The sequence below is a fragment of the Brevibacterium siliguriense genome, assembly GCF_900105315.1.
GTDB lineage: Bacteria > Actinomycetota > Actinomycetes > Actinomycetales > Brevibacteriaceae > Brevibacterium > Brevibacterium siliguriense.
This window is the reverse complement of sequence record NZ_LT629766.1, coordinates 884,121-904,568: the sequence shown is the minus strand read 5'-3', so window position 1 is coordinate 904,568 and position 20,448 is coordinate 884,121. Positions and strand designations below refer to the sequence as shown.

The 20,448-nt window shown below is 65.9% G+C and carries 19 protein-coding genes; 12 read left to right on the top strand and 7 right to left on the bottom strand.

Going from position 1 to position 20,448, the window contains the following annotated elements:
• Positions 1-12: 12 nt before the first annotated feature.
• From BLU88_RS03915 to BLU88_RS03905, 3 genes are all read right to left on the bottom strand, one after another.
• Entirely contained in the window at positions 13-1,305 is a 1,293-nt protein-coding gene (locus tag BLU88_RS03915; RefSeq protein ID WP_231939575.1) for an HTTM domain-containing protein, read from the bottom strand.
• Complete coding sequence (locus BLU88_RS03910; protein WP_092010177.1) at positions 1,295-2,083, bottom strand: DUF5819 family protein; 789 nt, start codon at positions 2,081-2,083, stop codon at positions 1,295-1,297. Before BLU88_RS03910 ends, BLU88_RS03915 begins: the two co-directional genes overlap by 11 nt.
• 231 nt (positions 2,084-2,314) lie before the next feature.
• A complete protein-coding gene (locus BLU88_RS03905) occupies positions 2,315-3,490 on the bottom strand; it encodes a CaiB/BaiF CoA transferase family protein (protein ID WP_092010174.1) in 1,176 nt (391 codons plus the stop codon).
• Between the two features lie 324 nt (positions 3,491-3,814).
• On the opposite strand from BLU88_RS03905, the gene BLU88_RS03900 reads away from it, so the two are divergent.
• Both BLU88_RS03900 and BLU88_RS03895 read left to right on the top strand, forming a co-directional pair.
• On the top strand, positions 3,815-4,849 hold the full coding sequence (locus BLU88_RS03900) for an agmatine deiminase family protein (protein ID WP_092010172.1): 1,035 nt from the start codon (positions 3,815-3,817) through the stop codon (positions 4,847-4,849).
• A 171-nt stretch (positions 4,850-5,020) separates the two neighbouring features.
• Positions 5,021-5,416 carry a hypothetical protein gene (locus BLU88_RS03895; protein ID WP_092010170.1) on the top strand — a complete coding sequence of 132 codons (396 nt, stop codon included), beginning with the start codon at positions 5,021-5,023 and terminating at the stop codon, positions 5,414-5,416.
• Positions 5,417-5,652: 236 nt separating this feature from the next.
• Here the strand turns inward: BLU88_RS03895 and cls are convergent, their stop codons facing one another.
• Positions 5,653-7,149, bottom strand: a complete 1,497-nt coding sequence (cls, locus tag BLU88_RS03885) for a cardiolipin synthase (RefSeq protein WP_092010166.1) — start codon at positions 7,147-7,149, stop codon at positions 5,653-5,655.
• Positions 7,150-7,218: 69 nt separating this feature from the next.
• On the opposite strand from cls, the gene BLU88_RS18900 reads away from it, so the two are divergent.
• Both BLU88_RS18900 and BLU88_RS03880 read left to right on the top strand, forming a co-directional pair.
• On the top strand, positions 7,219-7,350 hold the full coding sequence (locus BLU88_RS18900; RefSeq protein WP_269457665.1) for a hypothetical protein: 132 nt from the start codon (positions 7,219-7,221) through the stop codon (positions 7,348-7,350).
• A 33-nt stretch (positions 7,351-7,383) separates the two neighbouring features.
• Positions 7,384-8,082, top strand: a complete 699-nt coding sequence (locus tag BLU88_RS03880) for an NUDIX hydrolase (RefSeq protein ID WP_092017147.1) — start codon at positions 7,384-7,386, stop codon at positions 8,080-8,082.
• A gap of 65 nt (positions 8,083-8,147) precedes the next feature.
• On the opposite strand, the gene BLU88_RS03875 is transcribed toward BLU88_RS03880, so the two are convergent.
• A complete protein-coding gene (locus BLU88_RS03875; RefSeq protein ID WP_092010163.1) occupies positions 8,148-9,035 on the bottom strand; it encodes an enoyl-CoA hydratase-related protein in 888 nt (295 codons plus the stop codon).
• Between the two features lie 108 nt (positions 9,036-9,143).
• On the bottom strand, positions 9,144-10,448 hold the full coding sequence (locus BLU88_RS03870; protein WP_092010161.1) for an MFS transporter: 1,305 nt from the start codon (positions 10,446-10,448) through the stop codon (positions 9,144-9,146).
• 243 nt (positions 10,449-10,691) lie between these two features.
• Between BLU88_RS03870 and BLU88_RS03865 the strand changes: the two genes are divergently transcribed.
• From BLU88_RS03865 to BLU88_RS03855, 4 genes are all read left to right on the top strand, one after another.
• Positions 10,692-11,099 carry a TM2 domain-containing protein gene (locus BLU88_RS03865; RefSeq protein WP_092010159.1) on the top strand — a complete coding sequence of 136 codons (408 nt, stop codon included), beginning with the start codon at positions 10,692-10,694 and terminating at the stop codon, positions 11,097-11,099.
• 94 nt (positions 11,100-11,193) lie between these two features.
• The gene (locus BLU88_RS19115) at positions 11,194-11,877 is read left to right on the top strand and encodes a glutamate synthase-related protein (protein ID WP_407922844.1); all 684 of its coding nucleotides are present in this window, start codon (positions 11,194-11,196) and stop codon (positions 11,875-11,877) included.
• Between the two features lie 2 nt (positions 11,878-11,879).
• Complete coding sequence (locus tag BLU88_RS19110; protein WP_407922849.1) at positions 11,880-12,776, top strand: glutamate synthase-related protein; 897 nt, start codon at positions 11,880-11,882, stop codon at positions 12,774-12,776.
• Positions 12,777-12,846: 70 nt separating this feature from the next.
• The gene (locus tag BLU88_RS03855; protein WP_092010157.1) at positions 12,847-13,416 is read left to right on the top strand and encodes a dienelactone hydrolase family protein; all 570 of its coding nucleotides are present in this window, start codon (positions 12,847-12,849) and stop codon (positions 13,414-13,416) included.
• 55 nt (positions 13,417-13,471) lie between these two features.
• Here the strand turns inward: BLU88_RS03855 and BLU88_RS03850 are convergent, their stop codons facing one another.
• A complete protein-coding gene (locus BLU88_RS03850) occupies positions 13,472-14,275 on the bottom strand; it encodes a 3-oxoacyl-ACP reductase (protein ID WP_092010155.1) in 804 nt (267 codons plus the stop codon).
• A 195-nt stretch (positions 14,276-14,470) separates the two neighbouring features.
• On the opposite strand from BLU88_RS03850, the gene BLU88_RS03845 reads away from it, so the two are divergent.
• The 4 genes from BLU88_RS03845 to BLU88_RS03830 all read left to right on the top strand — a co-directional run bounded on the left by BLU88_RS03845 (position 14,471) and on the right by BLU88_RS03830 (position 20,408).
• Entirely contained in the window at positions 14,471-15,490 is a 1,020-nt protein-coding gene (locus tag BLU88_RS03845) for a hypothetical protein (protein WP_092010153.1), read from the top strand.
• A 124-nt stretch (positions 15,491-15,614) separates the two neighbouring features.
• The gene (locus tag BLU88_RS03840; RefSeq protein WP_092010151.1) at positions 15,615-16,643 is read left to right on the top strand and encodes a 3-oxoacyl-ACP synthase III; all 1,029 of its coding nucleotides are present in this window, start codon (positions 15,615-15,617) and stop codon (positions 16,641-16,643) included.
• 8 nt (positions 16,644-16,651) lie between these two features.
• Positions 16,652-19,435, top strand: coding sequence for an alpha/beta fold hydrolase (locus BLU88_RS03835; protein WP_092017145.1), 2,784 nt, complete (start codon positions 16,652-16,654; stop codon positions 19,433-19,435).
• 7 nt (positions 19,436-19,442) lie between these two features.
• A complete protein-coding gene (locus BLU88_RS03830; RefSeq protein WP_092010149.1) occupies positions 19,443-20,408 on the top strand; it encodes an NAD-dependent epimerase/dehydratase family protein in 966 nt (321 codons plus the stop codon).
• Positions 20,409-20,448 lie beyond the last annotated feature (40 nt).

Sequence of the window (20,448 nt, the reverse complement as noted above, 5' to 3'; positions counted from 1 at the left end):
GTCGGGGCGGGACTACTTTTTGCGCGACCCTGACGACGTCTTTGCCCCGGCCTTCGCGGACTTGCCTTTCGATCCGCCGCCGCGCGCGGCGGAACCTGCCTTCGCCCCTGAATCCACAGCCGAACCGCCCCTGCGCGCGGCCGAACCGCCTCGCGCGCCCGAACCGCCGGCAGACGCGCCGGGTCCAGCAGCCCCGGCGACCGACCTCGGCGCCGACGACTTCCACCAATGCCGCAGGTAGCCCCTGACCTTCGCGAACGAACGGTCGCGGATGAAGATCGCGTCGACGGCGATCATCGTCAGCGAGAACCACGGCAGGCCCATGAGCAGCGCGATGCCGAGGTGGAAGGACAGGATGCCCAACAGCGCAATGATGCGGGTGTAGCGGTTGAAGAGCATGAACGGGAAGGCACACTGGAAGAGGATCGATCCCCACGAGATCGCCACGACCATCGGCCCCCATGCCGTCATCAGGTCTGACAGCACCGGCCATGTGCCGAACTGCTGAGTGTGCAGAGGGTTGTACACGGCGAATCCGTGCTGCCAGGCTTCGCCGCCGGCTTTGTACAGGCCGCCGGACATGTAGATAGCGCACACCTGGAATGCGAGCACGACGATGGCGAGGTTGTTGGCCATGATGAGCGCCCAGCGCCACTGTCCGCCGTCGCGGTCCGGGAACTCCGGGTTCCGCGCCCGCCGTCTGGCGTCGAGGGACCACCGGCGGGTCGTATCCGCGAAGAGCAGGGCGATCATGAACATCCGGTAGGCGTTGTCTCCCTGGTCGCCGGCCCCGTCGTTGAGCTCGATGAAGCTCACCCACAGCACGAGGTAGACCGGCAGAACGATTCGTGTGCGCCAGCCGAGGATGATGACGACCGCCAGCAGCGCGAGTCCGATCATCATCGCGGTGAACAGCGGCGGCACCGTCACCGCCCGGTGGAAGAGGGAGAAGAGCCAGATGGTCGGGAAGTCGCTCTTGGGTTCGGCGATCTCCCCGTTCCAGGCCGACCCCACGCCGAAGGCGTAGTGCCGAGCATTGAAGTTCGTGAGGATGAGGCCGAGCCCGGTGAACCCGATGAGGATCCGCGTCACCGCCAGCCCGTACGTCGCGTGGTACCGGCCGGTGAGCATCTCCTCGAGCCAGTTCCACCCCTGCGAGAGCTTCGTCCGCACGAGGGTCGTCACCGGAACGAGTCCGAATTCTGGCACGGATTCCTGCGCCGAAGCAGCCGTGCCGGTCCGCTGATCCGTGACCTCTGCGTCGCGGTCGTTTCCACCCTTACGGTTCGTGTCGTCACTGTTCACCGACGCACCTCACCTCGTCCGAGGCGCAGAAGTACTTCGTGAATTCCTCTTGCGACTGGTGATCTTCGACGACGAGCGCACGCCATCCCACCGGGACGGGTTGGATATTCGGGCGCTTCGCACCTTTGTCATTGCGGTCGGCGAAAGGCACGACGTTCTGACGGGCGGCCTGGTACTGGACGCGCTGGACATCGTCGCCCCAGATGGCCTTCGCCACCTGCGTCGCATACGCAGTGGCCAGGTGTTCGCTCTTCAGGTACGCGGGAATCGCGTTCTCCGGATCGTCGTATTCCTTCAGCTTCGTCTCCAGCCGGTCGACGGAATCGTCGCCCTTGAAGTAGTCGAGTTTGACGATCGCCTTCTGGTCATCGGGCAGCTCCTCCCAGGAGCCCTTGATGTCCGAGGCCACGCCGATTCCCAGTCCCGCCGACCGCGGCGGAAAGAGCTTGTACGTCGAGTGGTCGAGCTCGACATCAGTGGCCCGCACCCACTGGGTGATCTCTTCGCCGTTGTCGGTCTTGATCACCGCACGCACGTCGAAGTAGTAGTCACCGTTGATCGGTTCGGGGGCGAACACGCTCCACGACTGTCCCCACAGCGGGATCATGTACTTGGAGAGTAGGTCGCCGGGAATCACCTCCCGCATCGTCGAGGCAGGGGCGATCCACAGGAAGCTGGCGAAGATATGGAAGCCCGTGATCACCATGGCGATGACCATCAGGGCCCGTTTCACCGCCGAACGTCGCCGAGGAGTGACCTCGGTCGGCTGATTGTCCATCTCGGTTCCGGAATTCTCTTGGGAATACGACTGTCGTCACCGCAGGTCCCCTCGCCTCATGGGGCGCGTTGCAGATCCTTCGGTGACAACGCACAGTCAATAGCGTACTTCAGCTGTCCCACTGCCCGCCCGTGTACCGACAGAATCATTCGCGAGAATCATTCGCGGTCATTGGACACACAATGACTTGCCGATTCGCGGCGCACAGTCGACGTCGAACTCGGTCGGGCGCTACTCGGCCGCTCGCAGCCACGCCTTGACCGCTTCGGTGGAATCGCCGAGCGTCGGAGGGGCCAGTTCGTAGCTGGGTGGGGTCTCGGACAAGCGGATCGGGTTGCGGACGGTGGGGATGACGCGATCGCCGGACCCCGCCTCGGCGACGGGTTCGAGTCCCAGCGACGATGCCAGGTCCACGCCTTGGGCGATGGAGTTGATCGGTGCGCAGGGCAGCCCCGCCGCGGTGAGAATGTCGAACCATTCCTGGTTCGTCTTCTCACTCAGCGCCGCGATGAGCTCGGGTTCGAGGTCGTCGCGGTTGACGTTGCGGTCGGCGAAGTTCGCGAACCGCTCGTCGGCGGCCCATTCGGGGTGGCCGAGCACCTCGGCGAGACGAGCGAACTGCTTGTCGTTGCCGCATGCGATGATGATCTGCCCCTCGGCCGTGGGCATCGGCTGGTACGGGTACAGGCTCGGGTGCTTGTTGCCCATCGCCTGCGGAGTCACGCCGCCGGCCACGTACGCCGAGGTCTGGTTCGCCAGTCCGGACAGCGCCGAGGACAGCAGGTTCGTCTCCACCAGCTGACCGACCCCGGTGTCCTTGCGATGGGTGAGCGCACCGAGGATGCCCACCGCGGTGTGCAGTCCCGTGATCACGTCGACGACGGCGACGCCGGCTTTGACCGGGCCCGATTCCTCGGAACCGGTCACCGACATGAACCCGGACAGACCTTGGATGAGCAGGTCGTAGCCCGGCTGCGGGTTGCCCCGGCCGAAACCCGTCACCGAGGCGTAGACGATTCCGGGGTTGACTGCGCTGACCGTCTCATAGCCGAGCCCGTACTTCGCCAGTCCCCCGGCCTTGAAGTTCTCCACGAACACGTCGGCTCGCGCGGCGAGCTGCTGGGCGAAGGCGAGGTCCTCCTCGTCCTTGAAATCCAGGACGACGGAGTGCTTGTTCCGGTTCGCCGTGAGGAAGTACGTCGCATCATCCCCTCGCCGAGGCGGCGCCCAGTGACGTGTATCGTCCCCGGTCTTCCCCTCCACCTTGATGACCGTGGCTCCCAGGTCCGCAAGCATCATCGTCGCGTAGGGTCCGGCAAGGACTCGGGAGAAGTCGGCCACGACGGTTCCGGCCAGTGGCCCCGTCCCCCGTCTGCCGAACATCTCCTGCAGATCCTGGTCTTCCACTTGCAGCCTCCTTCGCACGCGATCGGTCGCTGGCTCCGGGTCCGATGCGCGGGTCCGGGCCAGATCTCTGACTCCCTGCCAGACTATACGGACTCCCGTGGCCGTTGACTGCCCGGTCGGCTCCGCGGACTCCGTCGGCTGCCTTGGTGGACTTCCCCGGCTGACGACGTGAACTCCCCGGTTGCCCAGGTGGACTCGACTGGCCGACTCCCCCGGGCTGGCCGGTGCGCAGATCCGGGGGCGGACCTGCGAAATCCGTCGACCGCCTCGGCGAGATTCTGGCTACACTCGGCCTCAGCGACTGGCCAAGCGAAGGGATGAACGATGACGTTGCACATGCCGGCGGAGACCGCCGCCCAGGACCGAGTCTGGATGGCGTTCCCATCGTCGGGATACGCCCTCGGCGACACGGAGTCCGAAGCCGAGGCCGCACGCGCCACCTGGGCCGCCGTTGCCCGCGCCACCAGCGAATTCACCCCAGTCACGGTCGTGGTGACCAGTGCACAGACAGCGCAGGCCAAGGCCCACCTCGGAGAGGGGATCAACCATGAGATCACCGTCGTCAATGCCGAGCTCGACGATGCGTGGATGCGCGATATCGGGCCGAGCTTCGTCGTCGACGAGGCTGGAGCGCTGCACGCGGTGGACTGGGTGTTCAACGGGTGGGGCGCGCAGGAGTGGGCGACCTGGGATCACGATGAGCACATCGGACAGTTCGTCGCGAGCCTCGCCGGGACGCCCGTGGTGTCCTCGGATCTGCGCAACGAAGGCGGCGGATTCCACGTCGACGGCGAAGGCACGGTGCTCGCGACCCGCAGCGTCCAACTCGATCCCGGCCGCAATCCGGGGCTGACCGAAGCCGATGTGGAAGCCGAGTTTGCGCGCACGATCGGGGCGAAGAAGGTCATCTGGCTCGACCGCGGACTCCACCGGGACAATCAGACCTTCGGCACCCGGGGACATGTCGACATCGTCGCCGCGATGCCCAGCCCCGGAGTCGTCCTCGTCCACGATCAGCGCAATCCCGAACATCCGGACTTCGAATTCAGTCGTGCGCTCAAGGAGCAGTTCGCGGCCGAGACCACCGCCGACGGCACACCCTTCGAAGTGGTGCCGATCCCGGCCCCCGAAGTGCTGCGCGACGAGGAGGGATGGATCGACTACTCGTATGTCAATCATCTCGTCACCAACGGCGGAGTCATCGCGTGCACCTTCGATGATCCGATGGACGCCGAGGCGGCCGCCGTGCTTGAGCGCGTCTACCCGGGCCGGAAGGTCGTCGGGGTCGATGCACGCGAGCTCTTCGCCCGCGGGGGCGGAATCCACTGCATCACCCAGCAGCAGCCGAGTCTGGGCTGAGCCGAGAACCCCGCGATGAAGGCGAGCGCGATTCCATCCCCGTACGGGCCCGACTCGGTATAAGCTGGTGCCGAGGGCACAGTGCCCGTACGCGGTTCCATTGCTGATCGGACCTGTGTCGCACAGCAGAGCCGAATGCTGTGACGTCGAGTTGCGAAGAGGAGCACGACCATGAAGAAGAGATTGATTCTCCTGACCGGTCTCGGAGTCGGATTCATTCTGGGATCACGCACCGGGCGCCAGAGCTACGAACGGCTGAAGGCCCAGGCTCAGGATCTGTGGACCGACCCGCGGGTCCAGGACACCGTCGAGAAGGCCAACCAGTCGATCCGCGAGAAGTCGCCGGCTGTCGCCGATGCGGTGCAGACCGCAGCCGACAAGGTCAATGCCGCCGCTGCCACGAGCTCTCCCGTCTCCGAGTTCGATGGTGACGAGGATTCGGCCGGCGCAAAGGCATCAGGCGGTGCCGCCGTGCACGTGCCGTCGCCGAAGGCCAAGGACACGGTCGCCGATCCAGAACGTCACCTCGACGACGAAGGCCCGGCCGGAGTCGCCGACGACGACTGAGCGTCGGCGAACTGGCTGAGCAGCCGCGCTTTCGTGGCAGCCCGTTCGCGGCCCCGTCGGCGGACTGGTTGAGTCGTACCGCCATAGCCCAGAAGAAGGCGAACAGCCACAGCGAACAGCCCATGTTCGAAACTGGGCTGTTCACCCCTTTTCTGTGCCTTTCGCGGATTCAGCCGGCAACCAACAGCACTTCCACCGGCCTCGGGCAGCTCTCCGCCCGCGAATTCCTCCGCCACCTACAGCAGTGAGCTCGTCAGCCGGGCCACGTTCTCCAGATACTTCTTCAGCAGCGGCCGCGCCTGCCATTCCTCGACATTGAGTTCGACGGAGTTCGGTGCATAGCGTTCGGCTTCGAGGTCGTACATGCGCTGGGTGAATTCCTTGTTGACGATGAAGAGGGTGACCTCGAGGTTCATTGCGAAGGACCGTTCGTCCATATTCGACGAACCGATGATCGAGACCTCGTCGTCGATGATGAGGAACTTCGAGTGCAGCACCGTCGGAGCGTGATACATGAAGATCCGCACCCCGGCCCGCACCAGCTCGTCATAGTAGGACTGCTGCGCTTTGTGGGTCAGCCAGTGATCGCTCGTCTCGCCGACATAGAGGCGCACGTCGACTCCCGATCTGGCTTCGGTCGTCAGCGCGTGCAGCAGCGACTCGTCGGGCACGAAGTACGGTGAGCAGACGACGACGCTGCGGTTCGCGTTGTAGATGAGGTGGTTGAACAGGCGCAGATTGTTCTCGTCTTCGAAACCCGGACCGGACGGCACGATCTGCGCCTGGATGCCGCCGAATTCGGGGGCTTCGAGTTCGAAGCTGTCGGGTTCGTCGAGGATCTCGTCGGTCTCCGAGTACCAGTCGGTGATGAACACGGCATCGAGCTCTTCGACGACCGGCCCGCGGCATTCCACCGACAGGTCCTTCCACTGGAATCCCTTCCTGCGATTGCGGGCCTTGTTGTAGGTGCGGTCGATGATGTTCTGCGAACCGGTGAACGCAACCTCCCCGTCGACGACGAGGATCTTGCGATGATTGCGCAGGTCGGGGCGCTGGTACTCGCCTCTCCACGGTCGGATCGGCAGGGCACGGCGCCAGCTGATGCCCGATCGGTCGAGCTTCTTCACCAGTTCCGAATACCCCGGATAGCCCAGCGATCCCACATGGTCGATGAGCACCCGAACACTCACACCGCGCCGGTGAGCGGCCAACAGCGATTCGAGCAGCCGCCTCGTCGTGTCGTCGATGGCGACGATGTAGAACTCGAAGTGGACGAACCGCTGTGCGCGGTCGACGGCGTCTGCCATCGCCTCCATGCAGGCATGGTTGTCGACGTGGAGGTCGAAGGAGTTGCCGTGGGTCATCGGCAGGGCCCCGAGGTCGAAGTTGAGCTGCGCCGCGGTGCTCAGGGGTTCGGGCATATGGTCCTGACGCCCGACGATCGCCTGGTGGCGGATCTGATCCCGGAAGAGGTGGTTCATCTTCGACTGTTTGTCCCGCCGCCGTTTCGGCAGCTTCGCCGAACCCAGCAGCAGGAACGCCGCAATGCCCACATAGGGGATGAGGAAGATCGCGAGCAGCCAGCCGAGCGCGACAGATGGCCTGCGGTTGTGCGGAATCCACCCGAGCGCGATGATGCGGATGATCATGTCGATCAACAGGAGGATGATGATCAGCCAGTTCGGCCAAGCCTGGTTGATCGTGAAGAACGGATAGATCCCGAAACTGCTCATATATTGCCCGTTCAGCCCCGCCCTGTTCGTCACCGGTTGGGTTATCGGCCTCAGATTGAGGATGTCAGATTGTCCCCCATCGTATCCTGCCTGGCCAGTGCATTCACGGCCCACCCCACTGCCGGTCGCCCGTTCGTCGCCGGGCTCACTCCGCCCACCCCCGACGTCGGCCGCCTGTCAGCCCCCGGGCATACTGGATGAGGACATCAATTGCTGAGAGCGAAGGTGCTGAACGTGATTCGAGACATCAACCCCGAGGGCTCCGACCGTTCGGATACCGCCGACAGCGCGAGCCGCGGTCCCGATATCATCGACGCCGAGGCGGTCCCGATCAAGCCCGCCGTCAGCGTGCTCATGCTCCGCGACGGGGACGAAGGACTCGAGGTCTTCGTCCAGCACCGGGTGTCGACGATGGACTTCGCCGCCGGCGTCGTCGTCTTCCCCGGCGGTCGCGTCGACCCCGTCGATTCGACGACTGCACCGTCCATCACCGTTCCCGATCCACAGGCGCACACCTCCGCCTGGTCGAAGTCGACCATTGCCGAGGATGCCGAGGGTTGGCGTGTCCTGCTCGCCACCGCTGTGCGCGAGGTCGAGGAGGAGACGGGCGCGGTCCTCGACCCGGCGGGGCTCATGCCATGGGCGAACTGGGTGACTCCCCTGGGCCGACCGAAACGCTTCGACACGTACTTCTATACGATCGCCGCTCCCGAGCTGGCCGCCAAGCATCAGACGACGGAAGCGCACATGAGCGAATGGCGCTCCGTGACCGGGATCCTCGCCGACGAGGGGGAAGGCAAGCTCAAGCTCATGCGTCCGACGTTCGTCCTGCTGCGTGAGCTCTCAGAGTTCTCCACCGTCGCCGAGGTGGTCGCCGCCGACCGGATCATCGACCCCGTCCGCCCGGAGTTCCCTTCCAACCGCGGTTCCTGAGCTCGGTTCATCGCCTGAATCCCGTAATCCGCTGTTCGCTGCAGGACGCGAGAGAAGCCGGGATCTCAGCCCCTCGCGCGGGCCTTCATCGCGGCCAGTCGGGTGGCGACGACCTGCTTCTGCTCGTCGGTGCCCAGCAGCTCGGCCAGCGCTTCCTGTTCGGCGTCGAGTCCAGTTCTCAGATCGGAGTCATAGGACAGGTCGACGAGCCGCTTCGCCCACACCAGCGCAGATCGTGACTGGCCGGCGATCTGCCCGGCCAGTTCGAAAGCACGCGCCAGGGGATCCTCGGCGACCTCTTCGACGAGACCGATGCGCAGCGCTTCTTCGGCGCCGATCGTGTCCGCAGTGACGATGAGCTTCTTCGCCTGAGCCGGACCGACGAGGCGCGGCAGCAGCTGGGTGCCGCACATATCGGGGATGATTCCCCAGTTGAGTTCCATGAGCGAGAGCTTCGCATCGGGTCCGGCCACACGCATGTCCGCACCCAACGCGATCTGCAGTCCGCCGCCGAGTGCGGCCCCGCGCACGGCCGCGATGACCGGAACCTCGACGAGCGACCACACATGCACGGCCTTCTGTGCCAGGGCCCGTGCCGAACCGAGTCGCTGGCCGACGTCGACGACGCTGGCCACGGAGTCGCCCGCATCCGACTCACCGGCACCGGCCGCCTTCTCCACCGCCGCTTCCTCTGCAGAGGAGCGGGTCGCGGCACCCGCCTCGGCGATCCGGGCGAGCTCGGTGAAGTCGAGGCCGGCGCTGAATGCACGACCGCGACCGGACAGGACCACGGCCTTGACTTCGCTCGAACCCTTCAACGCCAGCCCCACCGCGACGAGGTCCTCGAAGACCTCACGGGTGAGGGAATTGAGTTTGTCGGCACGATCGATCTCGACGTTGGCGACGCCGTCGGTGATCGAGCAGACGACGGTCGAGTGGGTGGTCTCGGGCATGGACTGGCCTTTCGAAGACGGTGCCGGTGCGAATGCAGCCGGTGCAATGCGGAACACGCTGCGACCGCAGGCTGCCCGGCGCAGGCACCGGCGACCCTGAACGAACGATCAGCTGCGTTTCCTGAACCCTATCGGAGCTCCCGTCAGCGTCAAGACCAACACGGCGATCAGCGACGTCGCGCACATGCCGACGACGCCGGGCCAGGCGAAGTCGGCGAAGAGGACCGCCGAGAGCCAGGCTCCGAGACTCGTGCCGAGGTAGTAGACGGTGAGGTAGATGGCCGCGGACCGGGTCGAGTCGACTCCCGGCGAAGCGGCGCTGGCCGCCGCGGAGGCCCCCGTATGGCCGAGGAAGAAGCCGGCAGTGAGCAGCGACATGCCGATGATGATCACCACGAGCGAATCGACGAGGGTCAGGCCCGCACCGGCGAGTGCGATGACCATTCCGGCCAAGGTGATCCACGTGCGTGAGTACTTCGTCGCCAAGCGGCCGTAGTACGTCGTGACGACGGTGCCGACGAGGTAGATGAGGAAGAACAGGGCGACCGCGCCCTCGCTCAGCCGCCACGGGTCCTGCTGCAGGCGGGTGCCGAGCATCGTGAATGATCCGCCGAAGACGATCATGCAGAGGAACCCGGTGAGGTAGACCCGCCACAGTCCCCCGCGCAGCGGAATCGCTCGCCGAGGCGGCTGTGCACTCCCGGCCGCACCTTCATCGGCGTCACCTGCGGTGACAGCGTCAGGGTCGGCCGCCTCGGTGAGGGCGGGATCCGTGGTGGTCTGGTCAGGTTCGGTCGTGTCCGTGTCGAGGACGGCGCGGCTGCGGGCGGTGGAGAAGAGGTCGTGGCGCAGCAGCCAGACGACGATGAGTCCGAAGATCAGTGACACGGCCGCGGTGAACGCGAGGCCGCCGTGCCATCCGAGGAATTCGGAGGCCAACCCGGTGAGCAGTCGCGAACACAGTCCGCCGATCGTATTGCCGGCGATGTAGACGCCGATCGCCCCGGGCAGGGCGGCGGGCGGCAGCCGCAGAGACAGGTAGGCCATGGCCGTGGCCGGCACCGAGGCGATCGCCAAGCCCTGAAGGAACCGGACGACGATGAGCAGCTCCGGGGTCGGGGTGAAGGGAAGGATGAGCGCGAGGATCGCCGCAACGATCACTCCCGCGCCGATCTGCCTCGCGTGGCCGATGCGCGGGGCGAGCATGGAGAACGGTATGAGGAAACAGGCCATGGCCACATTCGTCGCGGACACCGTCAGGCTCGCCGTCGGACCATCGATTCCGTAGGCGTCGCGGATCGCCGGCAGCAGACCTTGAGTCTCGTAGAGGACGAGGAAGACGGAGATCCCCGCAAGGAAGACCGCAGCGACGGTACGCCGAGTGCTCGTCGGACTCGGCTCACCTGTGCTCATAAGCCCAACGCTATGCCTGCCGAGAGCATCGGCTCAAACGATTCCGGGCCCCGGACCGTGTGAATCCCGCCACCGCGTGGTCCGTCGAGCCGAGATCCGCACTCTCGTGCGGATCGTCGCGGACTGCTGCGGATCGGCACGGATTGCCGTGGTTGTGGAGGATAACCCCATCGCCGAGGCGACCCCGCGGCTCATAAACTGAAGACCAGAAGTTCGACGAGCACCGAATGGAAGTACTCAGCGATGACGGCCACCAGCGAGATTCCCGCACTCAGCGATGCTCCCGCGAACCGCACGCCTGCGACCTTCGACCCGGACACGGCCCCGGACACGGACGTCCCCGCCAATCGCTCCTTCGTCATCACCTGGCTGCTGTCGATGCTCTTCGGAGTCCTCGGTCTTGATCGGATCTATACCGGCCGGTACCTCACGGGCGCACTCAAGCTGCTCAGCCTCGGCGGTCTGGGGATCTGGTGGATCATCGACCTCGGCATCGTTCTGGCCGGGGGTCTGCGCTATGGGCGGGATCCGCTGCGCGGTTACGCTCAGGACAAGGAGATCGCGTGGATCGCCACCGGATTCACTCTCATCGTCGCCTACTCGCTGCAGGTCGACGAAATGGTCGCAACGCTGCTCAGCGGACTGTTCTGATCCAACCGCCTTTTCGCGAGGCTGAGGTCTGCCTTTCCTGAAATCTGCGTCTCCCGGGTCTAGGCTCGAGATGAGGACAGTCGAAGGAGGCACAATGAATCGGCAATTCCCCATTGTCAGGATGGTCACCGGCGATTCGGCAGGCAGACAGTTCGCAGGGGTGGCGGCGGCCGCCTCGGCGATCGGGCTCGGCGCACTCGCCGCGTGGGACCTCACGCAGAAGAAGCACTCGATCCTGCGCAACTATCCGATCGCAGGGCACGCCCGGTTCCTGTTGGAGTCGATCCGGCCGGAGATCCAGCAGTACTTCATCGAACGCAACTGGGACGGGCGCCCGTTCAATCGCGACACCCGCACCACGATCTACGAACGCTCCAAGGGCACTCATTCCGAACACGCTTTCGGCACCGAGCACGATGTCGACCGCACCGGCTACGAGGCGCTCATGCACTCGAATATGCCGATCCCCAATCCGCCTCGACCACCGCGCGTGCGCGTCGGCGGTGACGACTGCACTCAGCCGTACGACATTTCGCTGCTCAACGTCTCGGCGATGAGCTTCGGCTCGCTGAGCAACAACGCCATCCGCGCCCTGAATAAGGGTGCGGCGATGGGCGGATTCGCCCACGACACCGGCGAAGGGTCCATCTCGCCGTACCACCGGGAGCACGGCGGCGACCTCATCTGGGAGCTCGGCACCGGTTACTTCGGTGCTCGCACCCCCGAAGGACGGTTCTCCCCGAGATCTTCGCCGAGAAGGCCAAGGACCCGCAGGTGAAGATGGTCTCGCTCAAGCTCTCCCAGGGGGCGAAGCCGGGCATCGGCGGTGTGCTGCCCGGGGCCAAGGTCACCGAGGAGATCTCGGAGATCCGCGGCATCCCCGTCGGCCAGACCTGCATCAGCCCTCCCGGACACACGGTGTTCTCCACCCCGATCGAACTGCTCGAGTTCATCCGGCAGATGCGTGAGCTTTCCGGCGGCAAGCCCGCCGGCTTCAAACTGTGCGTGGGTTCGCGCACGGAGTTCCTCTCGATCGTCAAGGCCATGGTCGAGACGAACATCCTGCCGGACTTCATCATCGTCGACGGCTCTGAAGGCGGCACCGGCGCGGCACCGCTGGAGTTCGAGGACAACGTCGGTCTGCCGCTGACACAGGGGCTGATGATCGTGCACAACGCTCTTGTCGGCGCGGGGCTGCGGAAGAAGATCAAGATCGGCGCCTCGGGCAAGATCGCCACGGGCACCGATATCGTCAAACGCCTCATCCAGGGTGCTGACTTCACGAACTCGGCCCGTGCGATGATGATGGCCGTCGGCTGCATCCAGGCCCAGGCCTGCCACACGGGCAAATGCCCCGTCGGCGTCGCCACTCAGGATCCGCGGCGAGCCCGCGCCATCGACGTGCCGACCAAGGCCGATCGTGTCCGCAACTACCACGATGGAGTCGTCGCCGAGGCGGTCCGTCTCATGGCATCGATGGGTGCGGCAACACCGGACGAGCTGGAGCCGACGATGCTGCGACGCAATGTCTCGGCCTCCGAATCCTGGTCCTATGCCCGCCTCTACGACTGGCTGAAGCCCGGGGAGCTCCTCGACGACACTCCCTCGGCATGGTCCGATGACTGGGCCACGGCTCGAGCCGACACCTTTACCATCCCGCGCGGGCACAGCCGCTGACCAGTCGAGACGACGGCTCGGGGTCGGCGACTAGACGTCGGCCCCGACGTCCCTTGCGAAAGGATTGCGCATGACCACTCTTGTCCTTCTTCACTCCGCCCTGGGGCGGACGTCCGGGATGGACGCCATCGCCGAGCGCTTCGCTCTGGCCGGACATGCCGTCCACACTCCCGACGTCTACGCGGGCAGGACCTTCGACGACGCCGGACCAGGAGTCGCCCATTCCCAGGAGGTCGGGTTCTCGACCCTCGTGGACCGGGTGAAAGAAGCCTGCGAGGACCTCGGCGATGACCTCGTCTTCGGCGGATTCTCGCTGGGAGCCGCGCTTGCTCAGCAGATGGGCAAGAACGATCCGCGCGCCCGCGGCGTCCTGCTCTTCAACGGCGGCGGCTTCCCGAAGCCGACGCGCTGGCGGGCTGGGGTGCCGGTGCAGGCCCACTTCGCCGTCGATGACTCCTGGCGCAGTCCGGGCACGATCGAGACCCTGATGGAGTCCGCCACGAAGGCCGGCGCTCAGGCAGAGTACTTCCTCTATCCGGGCAGCACCCATCTGTTCGCCGACCCGACCCTCCCGGACTACCGCGAGGACAGCGCCGAACTGCTCTTCGAACGGGCCTTGACCTTCCTCGACCGTTTCTGAAGCGGTCTCCCCCGGTACCATGCCCGGGATTCCGCGCGCCCGCAGTCAGGCGCCCTCACCCCATGACGAGGCCGTTGTCGACGATGAGGTTCTGGCCGGTCACCGCACGCGAAGCGGGAGAGGCGAAGAACACCACCGCCGAGGCGAATTCCTCCGGAGTCGTCACCCGTCGCAGCGCGCTAGCGGCGGCGATCTGGTCGAAGACCTCTTCGGGTGTCGCCGATGACGCGTCCGTGGTGCGCAGCAGACCGCCGGAGACCATGTTGACCCGCACCCCGGCCGGCCCGAGATCCTTGGCGAACGTCCTGGTCAGCGACAGCAGCGCCGCCTTACCGGCCGTGTAGTCGTGGTACGGCACTACCGGGTCCTGAAACAGGTTGGTGCCGATGTTGATGACTCGGCCGGAACCGAGCTCACGGAAACCGTGCATCGCGGCCTGGATCGTGTTGACCGCACCTTCGACGGAACCGCGGAACTGATCGGCGAAGTCCGAATAGTCGATCTCATCGGCCGGCTGGCGCTCATCACCGTTGAATGAGAAGTCTGCGAGCGCGTTGTTGACCACGGTGGACACGTGTGCCCCGAACTCAGCGGCCGCGGTCTCGAACATGGCGTCGACGGCGCGGGAGTCGGTGACGTCGGCCTCGATGGCCACTGCACGTCCGCCGCGAGCGCGGACCGCCTCGGCGAGCTCTTCTGCAGCCTCGGCCGAGTACCGGTAGTTGATGACCAGCGCCGCGCCCTCCGGCGCGAAGGCCTTCGCGATCGCAGCACCCAGGCCGCGTCCGGATCCTGTGACGAGCACGACCTGCTCATCAAGCGGCAGGGCCTCTGAGGTGAATGCCTGTGGGTTGCTCATCGCGTGTCTCCTTCGGACGTCGGTGGCCGGATCTCGCAGACCTGATCCCACCCTACCCAGGAACCGCAGGCACCGGAATCGACCTGCGAATCGCCGCGAACCGCGCGCATATGCGGCGCGAAACGTGCTCTGAGCGGCATGAGTCCATAGACTGAAAAGAAGACCACCGCTGTCCATCCCCAGGAAGTCACCCTTATGAACGAGCTCGGCGCCGGAATCTCCATCGGAGTCCTCGCGGCTCTCGTCGTCTTCGTCATCTACTTCATCGGAGCGAAGATCGGACGATGGCAGCCTCGTAACCCGTCCGCCGGACCGGGCGCTCAGGGAGGCTACACTCAGACTCAGGGCGGCTATGGTCAGAACCCCTACGGCCAGTCCGGTTACAGTCAATTCGGTCGCCCATGGAGCAGCGAGGACGAGACTCGTGTGCTTCCCAGCAAGGCGCAGGGTTATGACGACGTCGACGTCGATCCGCCCCGGGCCACGAAGAACGAACTCGCCTCCAACATCCAGCACTCCGGCCAGATGATCGAGGCCAACCGGCGGGCCGCCACCGCAGCCAACGGCGACACCGTCGCAGTCTTCACCTACATCCTCGGTGCCGCGCTCATCGCCGTCGTCGCCTTCGTGTTCTTCAACAATCTGCTGCTGCCGGCCACCATCGGTGCGCTGACAGGCGCGATCATCTGCGTCGCCCTCTCCGCGACCTACACGCTCAAGCACCTGGACTTCTGGCCGGACAATGCGACGATCTCGATCATCAACCTCCTCGTGGCCCTGGCCGCCTCGATCTTCATGTACATCGGATCCGTGCAGACGGTGCGCGACAACATCAGTCTGTCCACGATCACCGACTCGTTCGATGCCCTGCCCTTCAGCGACGGCTTCTCCGCCTTCGCCCTGGCCATCGGCGACCGAGTCGTGACATTCTTCAAGGACTTCGGCTTTTTCGGCTTCGTGTTCCTGCTGTTCATGGGCATCGGCTGCATCATCGTATTCACCCTCGCCGCAAAATCGCTCATCGACGTCATGGACTGGCGGATCTTCGCCCAGTTCGGCCACAACGTCACCGATCGCCCCATGTCGTATTCGCGTGCCGTGCGCTTCCAGACCTCGAAGGTCTCACACACTGTGACCTCGCTCGTTCTGGCCGTCATCGCCGTGCTCGCAGCCACAGGATTGCTCTATGACGGGTTCACCTGGTTCACGCGCTGATGAACATCTCAGAAACCGGGCGGTAAGATAGGTCCGGAATTCCCCCGTCGTGACGCGTCACGTGCGCGCCTCTGCGGCCGATAACGACACGAACGAACGACCCGAAAAGGGATGAGTACCTCAATTGGCGAACGGCAACGCAACATTTCGGCACTCGAACGTGGCCCTGCTCGGCCTGACCGAGACGCTGGCCCCGAACGAAGTGACCTCCCAGGAATTCGACGAGCGCCTCGCCGATACGCTGTCATCCCTCAATCTGCCGCAGGGTCTGCTCCAACGCGTCGCCGGCGTGTACGCCCGCCGCAACTGGGATGAGCCCCATCAGTTCGCCGATGGCGCGATCGCGGCCGGAAAGAAGGCCCTCGCCGAGGCGGGCGTCTCTCCCGACGCCGTCGGACTGATGGTCAACACCTCGGTGACCCGTGAGCACCTGGAACCGTCCGTGGCCGTCGGCGTCCACGCCGGCATCGGGCTCGGCCCCCAGGCGATGAACTTCGATATCGCCAACGCCTGTCTCGGATTCGTCAATGGAATGACCTTGGCCGCGAACATGATCGACGCCGGGCAGATCGAATACGCCCTCATCGTCGCCGGCGAAGACGCCTCCCGTGTTCAGGAGGCGACGCTGCGTCGCCTCAACCGTCCGGACATCACTCGCGAGGAATACCTCAACGAATTCGCGTCCCTGACCCTGGGCTCCGGCGCTGCCGCCGCAGTCCTCGGACCGGCCGACAAACATCCGGAGGGCCACCGCATCCTCGGCGGGATCACCCGTGCGGCCACCCAGCATCACGAGCTGTGCGTCGGCGACCACAACGGAATGTTCACCGACACGAAGGGGCTGCTCTCCGGCGGCATGGAACTCGTCGTCGCTGCGTGGGAGGAAGCCCACGAGACCGGTTGGAACTGGCGGGAGATGGACCGCTACGTCATGCACCAGGTCTCCGATGTGCACACGAATTCGATCACGAAGGCCGCGAACCTCGATCCCGACCGGATCCCCGTGAGCTATCCGGAGCTGGGCAACGTCGGCCCCGCTTCCCTGCCCATCACCCTGTCCCGTGAGGCCGAGAACCTCAGACCCGGCGACCGCATCCTGTGCATGGGCGTCGGCTCCGGCCTCAACACCGCCATGACCGAGATCGAGTGGTAGAGACCTTCATGAGATTTCCTGCACGGCCGGCCACGATTCCCCCGCAGCTGCCCGAGTGGGACACTGCCTGGTCCCGGATCGTCGAGGCGAGAACCTCCGACGGGACTCATGCGTTCCATGTGCTCGACACCCTGCCGGCCCTGACCGCTGCCGGGGTGGAGCCGGCGGGCACGATCGTCGCCCTCCACGGCAACCCGACCTGGTCGTATCTGTGGCGTCGGCTGGCTCGCGCCACCATCGATGCCGCGCAGTCCGGCGGCCGCGCCTGGCGGCTCATCGCCCCCGACCAGCTCGAGATGGGTTTCTCCGAACGACTCCCCCATTCCGCGATGCCCAGCCCGAAGTCCGCCGAGGTGCGCCGCATCGCCGATCGCATCGCCGATTTCGATGCCGTCGCCTCCGATCTGTTCGCCGAGGTGGCCGCCACCGGATCCGCCGCCCACCCGATTGTGACGATCGGTCACGACTGGGGCGGAGTCCTCTCGCTCGGCTGGGCCGCCCGGAACACCGATCGTGTGTCCGCTGCCATCAGCCTCAACACGGCCGTCCACCAGCCCGAGGACGCCCCGGTGCCAGCACCGCTGCGCGCGACCCTGGCCGGACCCATGCTGCCGACGGCCACCGTGCTCACCGACTGGTTCCTGCGGGTGACCTTGAGCCTCGGCAATCTCGATGCCGAGACGAAGGGCGCGTTCCACGCCCCTTATCGGAAGGCGGAGGATCGGTGGGCGATCGGCAATTTCGTCGCCGATATCCCCGTCGATGACACTCATGCCTCCGATCCCGAGCTCCAGCGCATCGGCAAGGACATCGCTGCCTTCGACAAGCCGGCGCTGCTCGTGTGGGGTCCGAAGGACCCGGTGTTCCTCGAACGCTATCTGCGCGACCTGCGCCAGCGTCTGCCGCAGGCCGATGTGCACCGGTTCGAAACGGCCTCCCACCTCGTCAGCGAAGATCACGATGTTCCCGGTCTCGTCCTCGACTGGCTGAGCGCCCGGTTCGATGCGCCCGACACCGCGAACACCCCCACCGAGGCGGCCCCCGCTAAGGATTCGTCCGCGCGGTCGGGCACGTCCGCCTCGGCGAAGGCACCGACCTCCGAGGCCGCGGATGGCACGGCCTCCAGCAGCGCAGCAGACGTTCGCGCGGTGACGGCGATCCTCGATGCCCGCCACGATGACGAGGCGATCGCATCGGTCGACTTCGCGCAGAACCCGGCGCAGCAGATCACGTGGCACCACCTGTGGCACGTCACCACGTCGATCGCGAACGGCCTGCGCGACCTCGGCGTGAAGCCCGGGGATCGGGTGTCCATGCTCGTGCCTCCGGGCAACAATCTCACCGCCGCTCTCTATGCGTGTCTGAAGATCGGTGCGGTCGCCGTCGTCGCCGACGCCGGGCTCGGTCCGAAGGGGATGACCCGGGCGATCACCTCGGCCGATCCGCAGTGGATCATCGGCGAGCTGCCGGGACTGACCCTGGCACGCGCCTTCGGCTGGCCAGGCCGCCGGATCTCCGTGAGTCCGCTCGGGCCCGTGCGCTCCCGCCTGTTCAAGGCCGAGACCAGCCTGACCGAACTCTCCCGCACACCGCACCGGCACGAGCTGCCGACTCCGGCGCCGGATGCCGATGCGGCGGTCCTCTTCACCTCCGGGTCGACGGGACCCGCGAAGGGCGTGCGCTATACGCATGCGGACATCTCCTCGCTGGCGGCAGTGCTGACCAGGACCTTCAACGTCACCGAAGGCACCGGTCTGGTGGCCGGCTTCCCACCGTTCGCCCTGTTGGGACCGGCCATCGGGGCCACCTCGGTGACTCCGGACATGTCGGTGACGAAACCGAAGACTCTCACGGCCACCGCGATCGCCGATGCGATCATCGCCGGACGGGCGACCATGGTCTTCGCGTCTCCAGCCGCGTACACGAATGTCGCAGCGACCGCCTCGGAGCTCGACGCCGAGCAGAAGGCCGCATGCGAACGCGTCGAACTCGTGCTCTCGGCGGGTGCGCCCGTGCCCCTGGAACTCATGGACGCCATCGCCGAGGTGTTCCCGACCGCGTCCATCCACTCCCCGTACGGCATGACCGAGGGACTCCTGCTCACCGACATCGATCGCGACGGTGTGGCCGCTGCCGACGCCACGGGTGGTCTCGGTGTGTGCGTGGGGCAGCCGATCGACGGCGTCGAACTCGCGCTGGCGCCCATCGATGCCTCAGGCGCATCGTCTGATGAGCTGCTGCAGGGCAAGGCCGCACAGGAACGCCTCGGCGAATTCGTCGTCAGCGCCGCCCATATCAAGTCCGGCTACGACAACCTGTGGCGCACCACTGCGGACTCGGCCCGTGATGATCTGCACGGTCTGACCTGGCACCGGACGAACGACATCGGCCATATCGACGACGCCGGTCGCGTGTGGCTCGAGGGGCGACTGCAGCACGTCGTCACGACGCCGCGCGGGCCGGTCGGACCCGGGGGGCTCGAGGCGCTCATCGACGCCGACGCCCAGGTCAGCCGCAGCTCTGTCGTCGGAATCGGCCCCGTCGGCACTCAGGCTCTCGTGGCGGTGCTCGATGCCGAGGGCACCTCGCTCTCACCCGGTCTGGCGCCCCTGGACCTGTCGGAGCGTCTGCGGGAGAAGGTCGCCGAGGCCGGTGGACATGATCTGGCTGCGGTGCTCGTGGCACCCGAATTCCCCACCGACATCCGCCACAATTCGAAGATCGACCGTTCCCGCCTCGCCGCCTGGGCCGACAGCGTCCTGGCCGGTGGGCCGGTGCGGGGAAACGTCTGAGGATGACATGAGAATCACCGTCACCGGAGCCTCCGGGCTGCTCGGTTCCTCCGTCGCCAGTGCGCTCGTCACCGCCGGTTTCGAGGTCACGACCCTGCAGCGTCGCCCCTCTGGGGTGGACGGCGCCACCGATGTGATGGGTTCGGTAACCGATGCGTCCGCCGTCGATCAGGCGGTCACCGGCGCCGAGGCGGTCGTGCACTTGGCCGCGAAGGTCTCGATGATGGGCGATCCCAAGGAATTCGAAGCCGTGAATATCGGCGGCACCCGCACTCTCGTTGATGCGGCTCGGGCCGCCGGTGTGCCGCGCCTGGTCCATATCTCATCGCCGTCGGTGGCGCATACCGGCGAGTCGATCATCGGCGACGGTGCCGAACCTGCGTCTCCGGAGGTCGCGCGCGGCGAGTATGCGCGGACGAAGGGCGCCGGGGAGCGGATTGCCCTGGGTGCCGATTCGCCTGACTTCCGGGTGCTCGTCCTGCGCCCGCATCTCATGTGGGGCCCGGGCGACACTCAGCTCACGGAACGGGTCATCGATCGCGCTCGTGCGGGTCGGATGCCGGTGCTCGGGTCGGGAGCCGCCCTTGTCGACACTCTGTTCGTCGACAATGCCGTTGAGGCGATCGTCGCCGCGGTGACTGCAGTCGATTCCACTCATGGTGAGGCGCTGGTGGTGACGAATGGCCAGCCGCGGCCCATCGGCGAGCTGATGTCACGCATCGCGATCGCCGGCGGTGCATCGGAGCCGAAGCTGCGCATTCCGGTGTCACCGGCACTGGCCGCCGGAACCGTGGTCGAGAAGGTGTGGGAACTCGGAGAGCATGACGACGAACCCCCGTTGACCAGGTTCCTCGCCGAACAGCTGTCGACCGCGCATTGGTTCGATCAGCGGCGGACTCAGGAAGTCCTCGGCTGGACTCCCCGCGTCAGCATCGAAGAGGGTATGCAAATCCTCGCCGCACACTACGCCTGAGCGGGTTCGCTGGCTCAGAGACGATATGACCGGAGACGAT